Origin of the sequence: Mesorhizobium sp. M0184 (assembly GCF_040322215.1) — a bacterium.
Classification (GTDB): domain Bacteria; phylum Pseudomonadota; class Alphaproteobacteria; order Rhizobiales; family Rhizobiaceae; genus Mesorhizobium.
The window spans coordinates 1-16,441 of the sequence record NZ_JAMYSZ010000003.1; the positions used below are offsets into that span (position 1 = coordinate 1).

Genomic DNA, 16,441 nt, shown 5'->3' on the forward strand with positions numbered 1-16,441 from the left:
ACGGACGGCTCCCTTGTTTGAGATCTCAACGAACTCATTCTGGCACATCCGATGCCGTCGGGCGCCGTCCACCCCATCATGCCGTGACCTTAGCCGAAGAACGCAGCGAAACAGAATTCTGCGCCGCAGCAGCGCTCTGATGTAGCGGCATGGATCCTGGGGTCTGCGCCGCGTCGCTTCGCTCCTTGCTTCGCCCCAGGATGACGAAACGACGGGCGCCTCGGCCAATCTCCAAAGTGTATGATCCGCCGGCGCAAAAACCATCCCAATGTCAACCTTCCGCGCCCAGGAACCTAATGCACGGCCGCGTACATGATCTTCTCCTCCGTCGCCTCGGCCGGCGAGAACTCCTCGACGATGCGGCCTTGCCGGCAGACCAGGATGCGGTCGGACAGGTTCATGATCTCCGGCAGGTAGGACGAGATGACGACGACGGCCAGGCCCTCGTCGGCCAGGCGGTTGATGATCTGGTGGATCTCGGCGATGGCGCCGACATCGACGCCGCGCGTCGGTTCGTCGAAGATGACGATGCGCGGCTTCTGCACCAGCCCCTTGCCGATCACCACCTTCTGCTGGTTGCCGCCGGAAAGCTCGACCACGCGGGCGTTGTCGATGATCGCCTTGACGTTCAGCGTCCTGGTCCATTCGGCCGACAGCGCCCGCATCTCCTGCGCATTGATTACCCAGCTCTTTTCCCGCCCCGCCGCCAAAAAGCCGCCGAACAGGTTCTCGGCGACGTCCATCGTCTCGAAAATCCCCTCGCTTTTGCGATCTTCGGTGACATAGACGATGCCGTCCGCCACCGCCTCGCTCGGCACGAGATAGCGCACCGGCCGGTCGTGCAGTTCGATGCTGCCGCCGCGCAGGAAGTCGCGCTTGTAGATGCCGGAGACGATCTTGAACGTCTCGGTGCGGCCCGAGCCGATCAGCCCGAACACGCCGGTGATCTGGCCCTCGAAGATCGAGAAGGAATTGTTGCGCACGACATTGCTCATCGAGATGTCCTGCACCGACAGCACCTTCTTGCCGGGCTTGCGCAGCTTGGTCTCGTCGCGCTGGCTGTAGAGCTGCCCCGACAGCGTGCGCCCGACCATCGCCGCGACGATCCTGTCGCGATCGAAAGCGGCGGTATCGTCGGTGATCACCAGCTCGCCGTCGCGCAGGATGGTGATGCGGTCGGCGATATCAAGCGCCTCTTCGAGCGCATGGCTGATGAAGACGATCGACACGCCCCTTGCCTTGAGCCGGCGGATCAGCGCGAAGAAGTGCCGCTTTTCCTCTGGCGTCAGCGTCGCCGTCGGCTCGTCGAAGATGATGATCTCGGCATTGTGGTGGACGGCACGCGCGATCTCGACCATCTGCCGCTTGGCCGCGCCCAGCGTCGCCACCATGGCATTGGGATCGACGGGAAAATTCAGCGACTGCAGGAACTGCTGCGCCGAGATGTAGGTGCCGCGCAGCCGGTTGAGAAAGCTCTCCGTGCCGAGATAGAGGTTCTGCGCCACCGTCATCGACGGCACCAGGCTGGTTTCCTGGAACACCATGGCGATGCCGGCTTCAAGTGCCGCATGCGGCGAGGCGTAGGCGATCTCCTGCCCCCTGTGGAACATCTTTCCCGATGTCGCATCGACGACGCCGGCGATGACCTTGGTCAGCGTTGATTTTCCTGCACCGTTCTCGCCGAGCAGCGCGTGGATCTCGCCCTTGCGCAGATCGAAGCTGACATTCTTCACCGCAGGCACACCGCGATAGGTCTTGGTCACGTTTTCCAGGCGGACGATCGGTTCCATCAGCGATGCCCTCCTGAAGCCAGATCGATGGCCAGCAGGCAATCGCCGCCTTTCGAGGCAATGAACAGGCGACCGTCTGTCTCCGCCACGCTGCAGATGCCGTGGCGCGTGCCGTTGGCGCGGCTGTGCAGGCTGTACTGCGGCCGCATGTCCCGATCGAGCCTGACCACCAGCCCGTAGGAGCGGCTCGGCGACCATGGCTTGTGGATGCCCATGGTGCGGATGCCGCCGCATTGCAGCGGCTCGAGGAAGCTGCGGTTGGAGGCGAGTGCCGGCGCGATCCAGTGTTGCGGCGACACTTGCGCCAGCATGTCGTTTCGATAGTGCTTTTCCTGCAGCACGAATTCGATCAAACGGTTGCGGGGCGCAAACAGCGCCAGCCAGGCACCGCCATCGGCAGCGGGCGATAGCCGCGCGGGATAGCCGGGCAGATGCGCCAGCACCGTCGAGCGGCTGCCTGTCGCGCCGTCGAAGCGGACGAGTTGGTGCCGCCAGCTCTCGCCGACCAACACGTCCTTGCCGGTTGGATGCAGCCCATAGGGAAAGGCGATGTCACCGGCGAGCTTGCGGAATTCGCTGCCTGCCGGATCGCGCCTCCACAGCGAACCCGACGCACCCTTCTTCATCAGATCGGCGGCCCATTCCAACGGCGCGTGTTCGGCCGAGCCATTGGCCAGCCAAAGCGTGCCATCTTCTGCGTAGGCGAGTGCTGTTATGCAGCGGATCTCGGCCGGCAGGGCGGCCTCCTTGCCTGCAATCAGCAGCCTGCCGCTTTCGAGCCCGACCGTCAGTTCGCCGGCGGGCGAGCGCGCGAGCGCGGTGACCGCGGCCGGAAATGTCTCGACCAGAACAGGCGCGCCACCGGCGGCGAGCGCGTAGACGGCATTGCCGCTGGACGCCAGCAGCCGGCCGTCGGCGACCAGCAGATTATCGGGCTCGAGCAGTTCGGCGAAGGCCGCAACATCGTCCAGCAGCGTGTTCGGCCTGAAGGCGCCGTCGAGCGGCGGGATCGTCACCGCCTTGCCGCGGAAGATGTCGAGGATCGGGTCCAGCATCATGCCTTCGCCCCCCAGTAAGAAGCGGGGCTGGTCCAGTTCGGGTCGGCCCCGGCAATCCGGTAGCGGCCGATCCGATTGTTGAGGATACCGCCGACGAACAGAAAACCCTTGTGCTCGCGCACCGAGGTGACCATCGGGTGAGCGGCGCCCGACAGGTCGCCCATCGCCTCGACGATGCCGCCCTTCTCGTTGAATTTCACCACACCGCCGGTGTTGATGTTGGGGAACAGCCATTCGTCCTGCGGCAGCCGGCGCGTCATGCGCTTGCGCATGTCGGGATGGCGCAGCGACAGGTCGAAGCTCGGCGTGCGCATGCCGAGCCAGGCCATCCAGTAATTGCCGTCCGACGCTCGGTTGATGTTGTCGGGGTAGCCCGGCATGTCGCGGATGACGCATTCGGCGCTGCCTGCTTTCGGCCCTTCCAGCCAATATCGATGCACGCGGCAGGCCCAGCTTTCGGCAAAAAACAGCGACTTGCCGTCATGCGCCATGCACACGCCGTTGGTGTAACGGTAGCCGTCGAGCAATGTCTTGGTCGAACCGTCCTTCGGATCATAGACGAGCAGCCGCCCCGTGGCGCGGTTCTCGATCGAGTCCAGCGCCCAGTCGTGCGCGTCATAGCGCTTGGTGGAATCGGTGAAGTAGATGCGGCCGTCCGGCGCGATGTCGCAATCATTGGGGTCGCGCAGCCGCGCATCGTCGACGATCGAGGTCCAGGAGCGCGACGTTTCCGCCGAAAGCCGCTTCACCTCGCGCTGCGGCGAGACCGAATAAAGCCCCATCGCGCCAACGCAGCTGATCAGATTGCCTGTCTTGTCGAAGGCCAGGCCGAGCGGAAAGCCGCCAATATGGGCAAAGACCTCCGAGCGTTTGTAGTCCGGCGCGAAGAAGCGGACGATCTCGCCATGCCTGGTGCCGCAATAGAGATGGTCGTCGCGGTCGAGGATGACGTCTTCCGGCCCTTCCAGCTCGCCGAGCCCGATATGGTCGGCCTCCGACAATCGGTTGTCGAGTTCGTAAGGGGTGCCCGAACCCGGTGCCGCCGACTGCGTTGCCCCCATCTTCAGGTAGACCGGTGCGACATAGACCTCGTCCAGAACCTTGTGGCGGTTCTTCAGCCAGCGAATGTCGATGGTGACGGCGACGGCCAGCATGATGCCCAGCACCATCTGGTTGGTGCCGGTACCATAGCCCAGCCGGATCAGCCCGTTGGTCATGGTCAGCACGATGATCGCGCCCATCAGCCCCTTGATCACCGAACCGCGACCGCCGCCCAGGCTGACGCCGCCGACGACCGCCGCTGTCAGTGCCATGACCTCGAGGTTGAGGCCGGTGCCCGGCCCTGCCCCGCTCAGCCGGCAGGCGATGAGGAAGCCGCCGAGCGAGGCGCAGAAGCCGGAAAACACATAGGTCATGAATACGGTGCGGCGCACGCGGATGCCGGCATTGTGGGCCGATCGCCGCGACCCGCCCACCGCCTGCACATGCCAGCCGGGCCGCGAGCGCGTCAGCGCGACATGCGTAATAATCGCCAGGATAATCGCCGCCCACACCGCAACCGACAGGCCCCAGAAGGTGTCGTCGCCGATGAAGTCCAGCACATCCGATGTGGCATCGGAAAGCTGGACGTCGGCGGCATAAGTGGTGACTAAAATGTCGAACAGCGCCCGCCCGAAAATGAAGGTGACCAGCGTCGTCAGGAACGCGCGCAGCCTGAAATAGCCGATCAGGTAACCGTTGATCGCGCCGAACAGCAGGCCGGTGGCGATCGAGGCGGCCAGCGCCAACCACACCGATTGTTCGAGGATGAAGAAGACGAACACGGCGGAAAAGCAGGACAGCGCGAAGATCGAGCCGACCGAAAGGTCGATGCCGCCGCCAAGCATGACCACCGTCATACCGGTGACGACCAGCGAGAATTCGCCGAGCTGGCGGGTCGATTCCTGCAGCGACATCGGCTTGAAGAAGCCGGGAATGATCGAACCGAACACGCCGAGCGTCGCCACCAGCGCCAGGAACGGAATGGCGTTGTCGGTCCAGCGTTTGCTGAGGATCTCGCCGACGAGGTGGTCGGGCACGAGATTGTAGCGCCAGGATTGAAGGCGTTCGCGAAAGGACATCGGTTGCTGCTGCCACTCAAGAGAGAAAGAGGCGGCCGAACCCGGTCCGGCCACCTCGTCGATGCTTGCAACGGACCCGCGGTTTACTTGGCCGCAGCTTGGGCTTGCAGTGCTTTCAAGTCCCAGCAGCTGTCTGGCTTGAGGTCGGCCTTGGTTGTCGCCTTCTCCAGCGTGTAGATGTAGGTGTGCGAGGTGCCGGCCGGCTGGCCACTCTGCAACAGGAACTTGATGACGGCGTTGATGTCGCCCGACTGGCGGGCAAGGTCGGTCATCACCACCGCGCCATAGGTGCCGTCCTGCAGCTTGTCGCAGTCGGCGGTCTTTTCGCCACCGCCGGTGGTGACCAGAAAGACTTTGCCCTCGAGCTTGGCATCGCGGATCGCAGCAGATGCGCCGGTCGCGTCGCCGTCCCAGAAATCGATGATGGCGCAGATGTCGGGGTTCTGCTGCAGCATCGTCGTCGTCACGTTGCGCGAGGTCGTCGCATCCCAGTTGGAGTCAGGCTTGGCCACGACCTTGAAGTCGGGGTTCTTGTCCAGCACCTTCATGATGCCGGCATATTGGTAGAGGCTCGACGAGTTGGCCTGGTCGCCCTGCACCAGCCCGATCTTCTTGGACGAGTTCGGCCCACAACCCTTGATCGCCGCTTCGGCTTCCAGCTGGCCGAGCCGATCCCAGTCGCTGCCTACAAAGGCATCGGCCGGGAAGTTCGCCGGATTGTCGACCAAAAGCACATAGGTGCCTGCGGCCTGCGCCTTCTTCATCAGCTTGGCATAGGAGTTGAGGTCGGGCGAATGGATGATCAGCACGTCCGGCCTGGTGTCCGACGAGATTGCGTCGGTTATCGCCTGCGCGCCGGCATCGACCACCCAGTTCGGGTCACGCGTCTCGAACACGCCGCCCCAGGCCTCGACCTCCGTCTTCAGGTAATGCGCCCAGCCCTGTGCCAGGTCGAAGCCCATCGCCATCGGTACCAGCATCACGCGCTTGCCCTTGAGTGCTTGCGAATAGGCGCCCGGACCCGGATCTTCGGCCGCGAAGCCTGGCGCCACGAATGCGGAGGCGGCAAGCGCTGCCGCGGCAGCCATAAACGTCCTGATGATTTTCATGTCACATCCTCTGGTTTGGTCGTTGTCGTTCGCGGCCGGCCCCAACCGTTCGCGTCAGTCTAAATGTCGCCTTGCTGCGCGGTCTGCTCGTCGCGCGGATTGATGAACCCATCGACGATGATCGCCGCCAGCAGGATCGCGGCCTTGATCAGGTTCTGATAGAGCAGCGGAATGTCGATGATGGTCATCGCATTGAGCAGGATGCCGATCAGCGCGGCACCCACCAGCACGTTGCGCACCCCGCCCCGCCCGCCAGACAGACCGATGCCGCCTATCACCGCCACCAGCACGATGTCGTAGAGCAGCGTGGAATTGACGATGCGGGTGTTGATCGAATGCAGGCTGGCGGCGGTGAGCAGGCCGGCCACCAGCGAGACCAGGGCCGACAGCACGTAGCGCAGCACCAGCATCGGGCGCACTGGAATGCCGATGTTGCGCGCGGCAACCGGGTTGTCGCCGGCGAAATAGACGTAGCGACCCCATTTGGTGTAGCGCAGGAACAGGAAAAAGGCGAAAGCCAGCCCGGCGAAGACAAAGACCTCGACCGGGATGTCGAGGAAACGCAGCCCGCCCAGAAGCTCGACCCAATGGCCGGGCGGCACCGGCACGGCGTCCTGTGTGATCAATTGTGAGCGCACATAGCCGAAGACGAAGGATGCGGTCGCCAGCGTCACGAAGATCGCCGGAACCTCGGCGTAGGCGACCAGGATTCCGTTCAACAGCCCGATGGCGAGAACGCCAGCGAGCACATAGGCGAAGGCCAGCCCGTCGGATGTTCCCGAATTCAGCAGTTGCAGATACCAGGCGACCGACATCGCCATGATCGCCACCGCCGACAGGTCGATGCCCCTGCCGATAATGACGACCGCCATGCCGAGCGCCAATATGCCCAGCACCGAGACCGAGCGCACGATCGCAACGAGATTGTTCGAGTTGATAAAACCAGGCAGTCCGATGGCGGCGGCAATGAACAGCACAACCGCGATGGCAAAGACAATGCCCTCCTGGTTCAGGCTTCTCCAGTTTAGCCAGCCGGTCGCGTTCATTGCCCGCTTTCACCCGCGATGGCTACGCCCTGCTCCCTCTGCGGCCATCGGAACGAAAGCTAATCGGCTCAAGACCAATTCGTCAAATGAATCCGCGCATTGCAGGCCGGCTTGCGAGGAAATTCTGCGGTTGGACGCGCCGATTGGCGAGGCTGGCGCAATGCCAGGAACTCAAGCACTTTTGCAATTAACCGTGCCAATCGAACCGCTCGCAAAAGTTTGTTCCACAACGAGCGAAGCAGGCAGAATTTATGTCCGCGATCGCCGCTGGATTCCCGCGTCAAATCCGCGAAACATGGCCCGAGACCTCGGCGCCGGCGGCCTTCGCCAACGCCAGAAAGCGGAACGAGGCGACGAGCCCGATTGCGCCGATCACCAGGAAGGCAAGGCGGAAGTCGACGAGATCGAGCGCTGCCGCGCCCCTGGCGATCTGTGACAGGTTGAGCAGTGCCGCCGCAACCGCCACGCCGAACAGCATCGCCACCTGCTGCAGCATGCTGGACAATGTCGCCGCCGAACTACGCTGCGGTGAGGCCACATCGGCGAAGGCCAGCGTGTTGAGTGCGGTGAACTGCATCGATCGCGAAAGGCCGGCGATCAGCATCAGCACCACCACCAACGCTTGCGGCGTCTGCGGCGAAAGCGCCGCGCAGGCCATGATCGACAAGGAGGCGATCACCCCGTTGACGATCAGCACCGAACGGAAACCGAAGCGCCTCAGCGTCGGCGTCGTCACCGCCTTCATACCGAGATTACCGAGAAAATAGGCCAGGATCATCATGCCAGCATCGACCGGGCTCAGGCCGAAGCCGACCTGGAACAAAAGCGGCAGCAGGAATGGCGTGGCGTTGATGGCGATCCGGAAGATCGTGCCGGCCGACAGCGTCGAGATGGCGAAGGTCTGCACCTTGAAAGCTGTGAGATCGAGCAGCGGATGGTTGGCGCTTCCCAGATGCCGCACCGCCAGCCAGCCGACCAAAATGCCCGTGCCGAGCAGTGCCACGGTCGGCAACACACCCTCTTGCGGATGCGCGATGCGCTCGAGGCCATAGAGCATCGCGGCGAGCCCTACCGAGGTCAGCAGGAAGCCCGGCCAGTCGAGCGGCTTGGCCCCAGCTTCGCGGTCCCCAGGAATGAAGCGGGCAACCAGCGCCAAACCGGCAACCCCAAGCGGAATGTTGATGAAGAAATTCCAGTGCCAGGAGAGATAAGTGGTGATGAAGCCGCCAAGCACCGGCCCGACCACCGGCGCAAACAGCGCCGGCCAGGTGATCAGCGCCGTGGCGTTGAGAAGCTCGGATTTCGGCGCGTTGCGCAGCACCAGGATGCGGCCGACCGGCGTCATCAGCGCGCTGCCCAGGCCCTGAACCGCGCGTGCGGCGACGAACTCGGCCAGGTTCTGTGAGATGCCGCAAACGAGCGAGGCCAGCGTGAACAGGGCGATCGCCACGAGGAAGATGTTGCGCGCGCCAAAACGGTCGGCAAGCCAGCCGGACAGCGGCACGAACACCGCCATGGTCAGCATATAAACGGTGATGCCGATGCTCATCGCCACCGCCGGCACGCCGAAGGATTCTCCCATCTGCGGCAGCGAGGTCGAGATGATGGTCGAATCCAGAAGCTGCATGAAAAAGGCGACGGCGACGATCAGCGCCACCCGCCGAGCTTGCCGCGCCGCCGGCGCGGTTTCGGGCAAGGCTTTGTTTTCGGGAATGGCGGTCATGCGCAGAACTGTCCGAAGGGGAATTTTCACCCGCTCCATCGGCAACCGCACCATTGTCCGGCAAACCGATGACGCACCGGTTTCAACAGCATCTGGCCGGTGCCGTCCAGACCTGGTCCAACAAACTTTCGTGTGGCATCGCAGCCGGCCATGCGATGACCTGGCCCTGGCGCCGAACCGGCCTTTTACGATCCGCGATGACGCTTTGTGCCGGCCGGCGTATCTCATGCGGCTTCGATCTTCTCCAGGAACAGGCTGAGCTGGTCCGGGTCCATGTGCACGACGTGCCTGTCTTCGGGATACGCCAGGCTGTTCACATCGGCGACATATTCGGAAAAAGCGGCGATGCGTTCGGCCTGCAGGCGATCGTATTCGGCGGCGAAATTGCGATAGACCTTGGAATGGCGCGGCATGTGGCCACGGTTCTGGCCGAGGATGTCGTCGGCGAACAGATATTGCGCGTCACAGCCGGTGCCCGCTCCCATCGACAGCATGATCAGCGACGTCCGTTCCGAGATCGCCTTGGCCACTTCCACCGGCACCACTTCGATCTCGGCGCCGATCGCGCCGGCGGCCTCCAGTTGCTTCACCGCTTCGAACACCTGCATGGCGGTGTCGGCGGTCTTGCCGACAGCCTTGAAGCCGCCGGTCCAGGTGGCGCGTGACGGGATGAGGCCGACATGGCCGATTACCGGAATGGCGTCGTCGGCCATCCGCTTGATGGTGGCATAGCCGGCGCTGCAATAGACCGCATCGGCGCTGGCCTTGTAGAGCCGGAACGCCCAGCGGACGAAATCATCGGCGGTGCCGATCTCGAAGAAATTCTCGCCCGGCATGGTGAACAGGCTGGGTGCCGCATCGCGATATTGCGGATTGAGCACCAGCTCCGGCGGCACCGAGACGATATCGACGCCGGCGCGTTCGGCGGCCTCGGCCTCGTCCATCGTCAGCACGCGCAGCATCGTCAGCTGCCGCTTGCCCTTCATGGCCCGCAGGTCTGCGACGGTCGGTCTTTTCCGGCTCATGGATTTTGGTCCCCTTTGCTACGTGACAGAAGGCCGGTCAGGCGATCTGGATCATCACCTTGCCAGCTTCGACCTTGACTGGATAGGTCGCGAGATTGACGCAAACGGGAGCGCCCTTCGCCTGGCCGGTCTTGTAATTGAAGCGGCCATTGTGCTTTGGGCATTCGATGATGTCGTCAATGACAAGCCCATCGGCCAGATGCGCCTTCTCATGCGTACAAAACCCGTCGGTGGCGAAGAATTCATCGTCCGGCGAGCGGTAAATCGCGAAGGTGCGGCCGCCATGGTCGAAGCGAATGACGTCTTCCTCTTCGACATCGTCCACGGCGCACGCTTCGACCCAATCGGCCATTCTATATCTCTCCTGAAATTTTCTGCATGGCGCCGGTGCGGTGCCTATTCAGCCGCCGCCGACATGTTCACTTCGTGGAACTCGCCACGATAGGGCCTAGCCGTTGGCGGCAGTTCGCGCTTGAGGAAATGATCCTCGTATTTGAGCTGCCTGAGCAGGACAGGCCAGACCTCGCGATAGGCATGCCATATCGACGGGTTCGGCTCCGGCAGATCGTGCTTGATCAATTCATGCAGCTTGGGCAGCGCGTGATAGGGCACCATCGGAAACATGTGGTGCTCGACGTGGTAGTTCATGTTCCAGTAGATAAACCGGCTGATCGGGTTCATGTACACGGTACGGGTGTTGAGCCGGTGATCGACGACGTTGTCGGCCAGACCGATGTGTTGCAGCAGGCCGGTCATCACCATGTGCCAGGTGCCGTAGAGGCGCGGCACGCCGATGAGCACCACCGGCACCCACGACTGCATGTAGAGGGCGAGTGCTATCGTGGCGATATAGATGGCAATATGCCAGCGCGCCGCGATGACGGCCTTGTGCTGTTCCATCTCGGGAACGTAGCTTTTCTCGTCGGGCGTCAGCTTGCCGAACGCCTGGCGTACCAGCGCCGGAAGCGAATAGCGAAAATCAAGGATGCCGGTGAAAGCCAGCGCCGCACGCAAAAGGTCCGGCGGGCGCATCACGGCGATCTCGGCGTCGCGGCCGACGATGATCGTGTCTGTATGGTGCCGGGCATGGCTCCAGCGCCAGGTCACCGGGTTGCGCATCAGCATGAAGCTGGCGATCTGGTAGACGACATCGTTCATCCAGCGCGTGCGGAAGGCAGTGCCATGGCCGCATTCGTGCCAGCGCGAGTCGCTGGAGGAGCCGTAGAGCACGCCGTAGACGAAGAAGAACGGCACGCACCACCAGGTGCCCCAGAAATAGATGGCGCCGGCGGCGGAGCCGAGGATGGCGACGATCCAGATGATCGTGTCGCGGATCGCCGGGCCGTCTGAGCGCTGCATCAGCTCCTTGATCGCCTTGCGAGGGACATCCGTGTTGTACCACTCCGCCGAGGCCAGTCCCGTCTCGATCGCCCTGCGCGTGCTTTCGCCGACCAGGCTGTAATCGCGCTTTACCGTGCCAGCCATTGTGACCTCCGATTCCCGATCTGCCGCGAGCCCTCCCTGCTCCGGCCGGAGCCAGCCTCCCAACTGGTGTCCCGTATCTTGTTCGCCATTATCACGACCTGCCTCCAAGAACAGGAAAACGGCCCGACGGCTGCGGGTAGTCCTCTCGCGGCTGCCTGGCGATTGCCGCGATCCGGCTCTCCGCATCGGCGATCTCGCCGGCCCCGTCGAGAACCCGGAACACGGCATCGTAGGAGCGGCTCTCGCCGTGCTCCAGCCAAATCATCTCGCCGCGTTCGCGCGCGGCCAGATTCCCAAGCACATGATGCGTCGACGGCTCGATGCCAAGCGCGTACTGCCCGGCCTGGAAATTCTGCCATTGATAGGCGCAGGGCAATTGGTCCTTGCGCGTGACCACCTCGAAGCCGAGGCCGAGCCTATCGTTGACCACCGCCACCGGCACTTCGCCGGCGCTGTCGGCGCCGAGCTCGTGCTGCCAGACCTGTTCCTTGAACCCCGGTTGCGGAGCCGGCACCGTGCGGTAGCCGACCTTCTGCGCTTCATAGCGCTCGCCGGCATGGTCTGCCCAGATGACGTCGCGGATCGGCGCCAGGTAGCGCGCGCCCTCGTCGAGCACCGGATGACTGACATTGATGTGGTAGAAATACATATGCGGCGTCCGGTTGAAGCCGTGATTGACGACACGGTCCGAAAGCCGGATCTCGTTGCCGCCGACATCGGCCTCGATCCGCCGCAGCAGATGCAGATCTTCACCGAATACCGTCGATTGCTGGACGATGCCTTCGGCCCACAACACGCAGCGGTCGCCGTCCCAGGTCTCGCCATAGCCGGTCAGCCGCGCCGGAATGGTGCTGACGCGGCCGTGCAGCGAATGGCGCACCGTCTTCTTCGGCGGGTAGTTGTAGGTATCGGCCGGTACTTCGTTCATGAACAATATATGGTCGAGGCCGCAGGTCAGCAGAAGGCCGGAGAACGATCGCGCCCACGCCAATCCCTCCTCGCCTTCATATTCGTGCAGGCCGGGATGGCGAAAACCGCTCGGCGAGTGCCAGCCGATCGCCTGGCCCCTGAAATCGCAATCGGCGATATCGAGCGCCCGGTCGACCAGCGCGGTGAAGCGCAGGCCGGAGCCGGTGCGGAATTCGAGCATGCGGATGCCGCGCTCGACGCCGTCGCCAAGCGTCATCAGCCGCACGCCGGCGAACTGCGACAGCATGCCCGAGCGTTCCGAGACCTGCCGGCGCGACAGCGTCTTGCCGTAAAGCTCTACCATGTGACGGCCAGTTCTTTCACTTTGCTCCCGTCCTTCACTTCGCTCTCGTCTCCTTGAGCAGGGCCGACATGTCGGCGCCGGTGATGATGCTTTCCACGGTCAGCAGGTCGGTATCGGCGACGGTCTGCTCGGCGACGATCTCGCCACGGCGCATAACGATGATGCGGTCAGCGACCTGGAAGACGTGATGGATGTTGTGGGTGATCAAAAGCACCGAGTGACCGGCATCGCGCACCTCCTTGACGAAGCGCAGCACGCCGTGCGTTTCCTCGACGCCGAGATTGTTGGTCGGCTCGTCGAGGATGATGACCTTGGCGGCGAACTGCATGGCGCGCGAGATGGCGATCGACTGACGCTCGCCGCCTGACAGCGTGCTGACCAGCGCATCGGCGTCGAGTTTCTTCGAGATGCCGACGCGCTTCAATAGAGCCGACGCAGCATCGCGCAATCGAGCGAGATCGAGCGGCGCGAACACGCCAAGCCATTTGAGATTGACCGGCTCGCGGCCGAGGAAAAGATTGCGCGCGATGCTGAGATCGGGAGCCAGCGAGGTGTCCTGGTGGATGGTCTCGATGCCGAGATCCATCGCATCGCGCGTCGAGCGGATGGAGACTTTCTCGCCGCGCACATAGATATCGCCGCGGTCGACGGGAAACACGCCCGAGATCGCCTTGATCAGCGTCGATTTGCCGGCGCCGTTGTCACCGAGCAAGGCCACCACTTCGCCCTCGTTGAGCGTGAAGGAGGCGCTCTTCAGGGCGCGGACGCTGCCGAAGGACTTTTGCAAATTCTGCAGCCGAAGCACTTCCATGGTCAGCTCCTGGCGGCGTTCTTCTGCAGCAGAGCGTGCAGGATGAGCATGGCAAGGATGATGACGCCGACGAAGATGTTGTAGGCGAGCCCAGGCACGCCGATCAGCACGATGCCGTTGCGGATGCTGCGCAGCATCAGCGCGCCGACGATGGTGCCTAAAATGGTGCCGCGTCCACCGGTCAGCGCAGTGCCGCCGACCACCACCATGGCGATCACTTCGAGCTCGTACCCGGTGCCTGCCACCGGCGAGGCGGCAGAGATGCGAAAGGCGCTGATCATGCCGGCGAGACCGGCAAGTACCGAGGTCAGGATGAACAGCCAGATCTTGACCGCATCGGCCGGCACGCCGCGCGCCACGGCAGCGTTACGGTTCGAGCCGATAGCACTGATCCAGTTGCCGAGCTTGGCGTAGCGCAGCACATAGATCGCCAGTAGCGACAGGCCGATGAACCACCACAGCGAGGTATAGAAACGGAACGTTCCGATATTGAAGCTGCCGGCCAGCAGCGTTACGAAGAAGCCCGGCTGGTCCCAGGATTTCAGCGGAAATCCTTGCGTGATGTAAAGCGCTGCCCCACGCACGACGAGCAACATCGACAGTGTCACCAGGAAGGACGAGATGCCGATCTTGGTGACGATCAGCCCGTTGATCGCACCGATCGCTATGCAGAGCAGCAGGCCGGCCAGCAGCGCGACGCCAATATCAAACCCGCCGTTCTGCACCAGCAGCATGACGACGACCGGCGCCAGCCCGAATACGGCACCGACCGAAAGGTCGAACTCGCCCGCCGTCAGAAGCAGCGTCATGCCGAGCGCGATGATGCCGAGCTCGGGCAGGAACGCCATCATGTTGGAGATGTTGAGCGGCGACAGGAAATTCGCGTCGGCGATCGCGAACACCGCCAGCAGGACAATCAGGATGACGAGCGAAGAGAACTGCGGCGAGCGCATCAGGCTCGACCTGCGTTTGGCACGCGGCATTTCCTCTTCTGCGGCAATTGTCATGACTGTTTCGACCATATCTCAGGGTGACGCCCGCCGCCTGCGCGGCGAGCGTCAGTTCCAATCACTTGTTGTAGAGTTTCAGGATCGGTTCGACGCTCGAGGCGTCGTAGAGACTGAACGTGTGGATGTCGTAGCCGATCGGTTCGCCAGCGGCGGCCAGCCCGAGCAGCGCCACCGGCATGAAGCCTTGCGCCGAGGGAAACTGCCAGGCAGCCGCGTTGATGAACCCAGACTTCACTGACTCGGCCGTTTCCTTCGAATTGCCCCAGCCGACGACCGGGATCTTGCCGGCCGGCACGCCGGCGCCGTCGAACACCCGCTTGACGCTGGCCGCAACGGAATCGCCGAGCGCGATGATCGCCGGCGGGTTGTTGGCCACCATGTAGTCGGTCATCTTGGCGATGATGCCGGCCGGATCGGTGCCGCAATCGACCACATCATATTTGATGCCGAGCGGATCGAAGACGCTGGCAATGCCTTCGGTCTCGAGCTGCTGGTAGCTGGCGCCCGGCACTTCGACCGGCAGGAACACCTTGTCGCCCTGCTTCACCATCTTGTGGTCGACCAGATATTTCGCCCAGATGACACCGGCTTCCTTAAGGTCGGCGCCGACATAGGCCTGCCGGCCGGTTGCCGGATCGTCGGTATTGAAGAACACGATCGGGATGCCGGCCGCCTTGGCTGCCTTGACCTCCTCGGTCCACAGGCCGGGCTGCGCCGAGGTGGTGGCGATACCGTCCGGTTTGGCGGCGAGTGCCGAGTTGAAGGCTTCCTTCTGCGCCGCCATGTCGCCGCCGCTGAACGAGATCTTGCAGGTCACCTTGAGCTGGTCGCAGGCCTTGGTGGCGCCGGCATTCCAGTCGATCCAGAAGGCATCCGACGGGCCGCCATGCGACAGCAGGTAGAACGTCTTCTGGGCGTCCTGTGCCAGCGCCGAGGCCATGGTCACGCCGGCGAGCACGGTCGCCGCAGCCGCGATTTTCAACGCGAATTTCAACATTTCTCTTCCTCCCTTGTTTCGTAGCCGAACCGCGCCATCACAGACCGTTGGCGCGGAATTTCCCGTCGAGGAATTTCTTGGCGCGCGGCACGTCGTCTTCCGAAAGATGTTCGATGATGACCGGGATGTTCGGGTGCTTTTCGGCCAGCCGCTTGAGATAGAGGTCGTAGTTCAGCGAACCGAGACCGGGCGCCGGCAGCTCGATCTCGCCGACGCCGCGGAAAGTGTGGCTCTCCAGCGCGTCCTCGTCGCCGATATCTGCGTGCTTTTCCGACTTGTCGCCGCCGGAACGCTTGACGTCCTTGGCGTGGGCAATCTTGATCTTGTCGGTCAACGTGTCGAACACCTGGTTCAGGATCTGGTCCATCCTGTCGATGTTGTGCGTTTCGAAATAGTTGGTCGGGTCCATCAGCAGGCCGAGGCCTGGGTGGTCGACCTGCGCGAACATCCTCACCGTCTCTTCGACCGAGCCGACGACATTGTTGACATAGGTTTCGAGCAGGAAGACCGCGCCGTGGTCATAGGCGGTCTGGGCAAGGTCGGCGATGACCTTGCGGCATTCCTCAAAACCTTCCTCGGTCTTGTTCTTCGGGTGATGCACCCAGTCGGACTCGGTGTTGTAGGTACCGGTTTCCGAGATCACGTAAGGGGTGCCGAAATGGCGTGCGTTGCGGATGATCTCCTTCAAATGGCCGACGCGCCGCTCGCGCTCGCCCAGGTCCGGATGGATGATGTTGGTATAGCCCGACACACAGCAGATCGGCAGATTGTGGTCGCGGAACGCATCGCGGACAGTCTTGGCCTTGTCCTTGGTGATCTGTCCGGCGGAAAGGTCGATATCCCTGAAATGCAGGTCGAGCTGCACGGTGTTGAAATCGAGCGCACGGATCTTCTGCGCGGTTTCCTTGAGGCCATACGGGAAATAACCCGTGAAAATACCTGCCTGCATCATGGTGTGAATTCCTCCCTGTAAGTGATTCAGTCGTCCGGTGTT

14 protein-coding genes are annotated in these 16,441 nt (G+C 63.0%); all 14 read right to left on the reverse strand.

Annotated features, from left to right (window positions below; all coding sequences use genetic code 11):
• Positions 1-293: 293 nt before the first annotated feature.
• The 14 genes from NKJ23_RS04945 to NKJ23_RS05010 all read right to left on the reverse strand — a co-directional run bounded on the left by NKJ23_RS04945 (position 294) and on the right by NKJ23_RS05010 (position 16,399).
• A complete protein-coding gene (locus NKJ23_RS04945) occupies positions 294-1,790 on the reverse strand; it encodes a sugar ABC transporter ATP-binding protein (protein WP_352678733.1) in 1,497 nt (498 codons plus the stop codon).
• Positions 1,790-2,848: an SMP-30/gluconolactonase/LRE family protein gene (locus tag NKJ23_RS04950; RefSeq protein ID WP_352678736.1), complete on the reverse strand. Its 1,059-nt coding sequence runs from the start codon at positions 2,846-2,848 to the stop codon at positions 1,790-1,792. The genes NKJ23_RS04945 and NKJ23_RS04950 overlap by 1 nt, the downstream gene beginning before the upstream one ends.
• Positions 2,845-4,968, reverse strand: coding sequence for an ABC transporter permease (locus tag NKJ23_RS04955; RefSeq protein WP_352678738.1), 2,124 nt, complete (start codon positions 4,966-4,968; stop codon positions 2,845-2,847). The genes NKJ23_RS04950 and NKJ23_RS04955 overlap by 4 nt, the downstream gene beginning before the upstream one ends.
• A gap of 83 nt (positions 4,969-5,051) precedes the next feature.
• Positions 5,052-6,077 (reverse strand): sugar ABC transporter substrate-binding protein, encoded by a 1,026-nt coding sequence (locus tag NKJ23_RS04960; protein ID WP_352678739.1) that lies wholly within the window; start codon positions 6,075-6,077, stop codon positions 5,052-5,054.
• Positions 6,078-6,136: 59 nt separating this feature from the next.
• Entirely contained in the window at positions 6,137-7,123 is a 987-nt protein-coding gene (locus NKJ23_RS04965) for an ABC transporter permease (protein WP_023675789.1), read from the reverse strand.
• A gap of 280 nt (positions 7,124-7,403) precedes the next feature.
• Positions 7,404-8,846, reverse strand: a complete 1,443-nt coding sequence (locus NKJ23_RS04970) for a DHA2 family efflux MFS transporter permease subunit (protein WP_352678741.1) — start codon at positions 8,844-8,846, stop codon at positions 7,404-7,406.
• A 224-nt stretch (positions 8,847-9,070) separates the two neighbouring features.
• Positions 9,071-9,871: a 3-methyl-2-oxobutanoate hydroxymethyltransferase gene (locus tag NKJ23_RS04975; protein ID WP_023675787.1), complete on the reverse strand. Its 801-nt coding sequence runs from the start codon at positions 9,869-9,871 to the stop codon at positions 9,071-9,073.
• A 37-nt stretch (positions 9,872-9,908) separates the two neighbouring features.
• Positions 9,909-10,223, reverse strand: coding sequence for a MocE family 2Fe-2S type ferredoxin (locus tag NKJ23_RS04980; protein ID WP_352678743.1), 315 nt, complete (start codon positions 10,221-10,223; stop codon positions 9,909-9,911).
• 44 nt (positions 10,224-10,267) lie between these two features.
• Complete coding sequence (locus NKJ23_RS04985; protein ID WP_352678745.1) at positions 10,268-11,356, reverse strand: fatty acid desaturase family protein; 1,089 nt, start codon at positions 11,354-11,356, stop codon at positions 10,268-10,270.
• A 91-nt stretch (positions 11,357-11,447) separates the two neighbouring features.
• A complete protein-coding gene (locus NKJ23_RS04990; RefSeq protein WP_352678747.1) occupies positions 11,448-12,629 on the reverse strand; it encodes an aldose 1-epimerase family protein in 1,182 nt (393 codons plus the stop codon).
• Between the two features lie 34 nt (positions 12,630-12,663).
• The gene (locus NKJ23_RS04995; protein ID WP_352679344.1) at positions 12,664-13,446 is read right to left on the reverse strand and encodes an ATP-binding cassette domain-containing protein; all 783 of its coding nucleotides are present in this window, start codon (positions 13,444-13,446) and stop codon (positions 12,664-12,666) included.
• Positions 13,443-14,447, reverse strand: coding sequence for an ABC transporter permease (locus NKJ23_RS05000; protein WP_352452735.1), 1,005 nt, complete (start codon positions 14,445-14,447; stop codon positions 13,443-13,445). Before NKJ23_RS05000 ends, NKJ23_RS04995 begins: the two co-directional genes overlap by 4 nt.
• 61 nt (positions 14,448-14,508) lie before the next feature.
• Positions 14,509-15,447 (reverse strand): sugar ABC transporter substrate-binding protein, encoded by a 939-nt coding sequence (locus NKJ23_RS05005; protein WP_352452734.1) that lies wholly within the window; start codon positions 15,445-15,447, stop codon positions 14,509-14,511.
• Positions 15,448-15,484: 37 nt separating this feature from the next.
• Positions 15,485-16,399: a sugar phosphate isomerase/epimerase family protein gene (locus NKJ23_RS05010; protein WP_352678750.1), complete on the reverse strand. Its 915-nt coding sequence runs from the start codon at positions 16,397-16,399 to the stop codon at positions 15,485-15,487.
• Between the last annotated feature and the right edge of the window lie 42 nt (positions 16,400-16,441).

Bases quoted from the DNA above. Each gene is read 5' to 3' on its own strand.
- NKJ23_RS04945 (WP_352678733.1), bottom strand. From the start codon at position 1,790: ATGGAACCGATCGTCCGCCTGGAAAACGTGACCAAGACCTATCGCGGT.
- NKJ23_RS04950 (WP_352678736.1), bottom strand. From the start codon at position 2,848: ATGATGCTGGACCCGATCCTCGACATCTTCCGCGGCAAGGCGGTGACG.
- NKJ23_RS04955 (WP_352678738.1), bottom strand. From the start codon at position 4,968: ATGTCCTTTCGCGAACGCCTTCAATCCTGGCGCTACAATCTCGTGCCC.
- NKJ23_RS04960 (WP_352678739.1), bottom strand. From the start codon at position 6,077: ATGAAAATCATCAGGACGTTTATGGCTGCCGCGGCAGCGCTTGCCGCC.
- NKJ23_RS04965 (WP_023675789.1), bottom strand. From the start codon at position 7,123: ATGAACGCGACCGGCTGGCTAAACTGGAGAAGCCTGAACCAGGAGGGC.
- NKJ23_RS04970 (WP_352678741.1), bottom strand. From the start codon at position 8,846: ATGACCGCCATTCCCGAAAACAAAGCCTTGCCCGAAACCGCGCCGGCG.
- NKJ23_RS04975 (WP_023675787.1), bottom strand. From the start codon at position 9,871: ATGAGCCGGAAAAGACCGACCGTCGCAGACCTGCGGGCCATGAAGGGC.
- NKJ23_RS04980 (WP_352678743.1), bottom strand. From the start codon at position 10,223: ATGGCCGATTGGGTCGAAGCGTGCGCCGTGGACGATGTCGAAGAGGAA.
- NKJ23_RS04985 (WP_352678745.1), bottom strand. From the start codon at position 11,356: ATGGCTGGCACGGTAAAGCGCGATTACAGCCTGGTCGGCGAAAGCACG.
- NKJ23_RS04990 (WP_352678747.1), bottom strand. From the start codon at position 12,629: ATGGTAGAGCTTTACGGCAAGACGCTGTCGCGCCGGCAGGTCTCGGAA.
- NKJ23_RS05000 (WP_352452735.1), bottom strand. From the start codon at position 14,447: ATGACAATTGCCGCAGAAGAGGAAATGCCGCGTGCCAAACGCAGGTCG.
- NKJ23_RS05005 (WP_352452734.1), bottom strand. From the start codon at position 15,447: ATGTTGAAATTCGCGTTGAAAATCGCGGCTGCGGCGACCGTGCTCGCC.
- NKJ23_RS05010 (WP_352678750.1), bottom strand. From the start codon at position 16,399: ATGATGCAGGCAGGTATTTTCACGGGTTATTTCCCGTATGGCCTCAAG.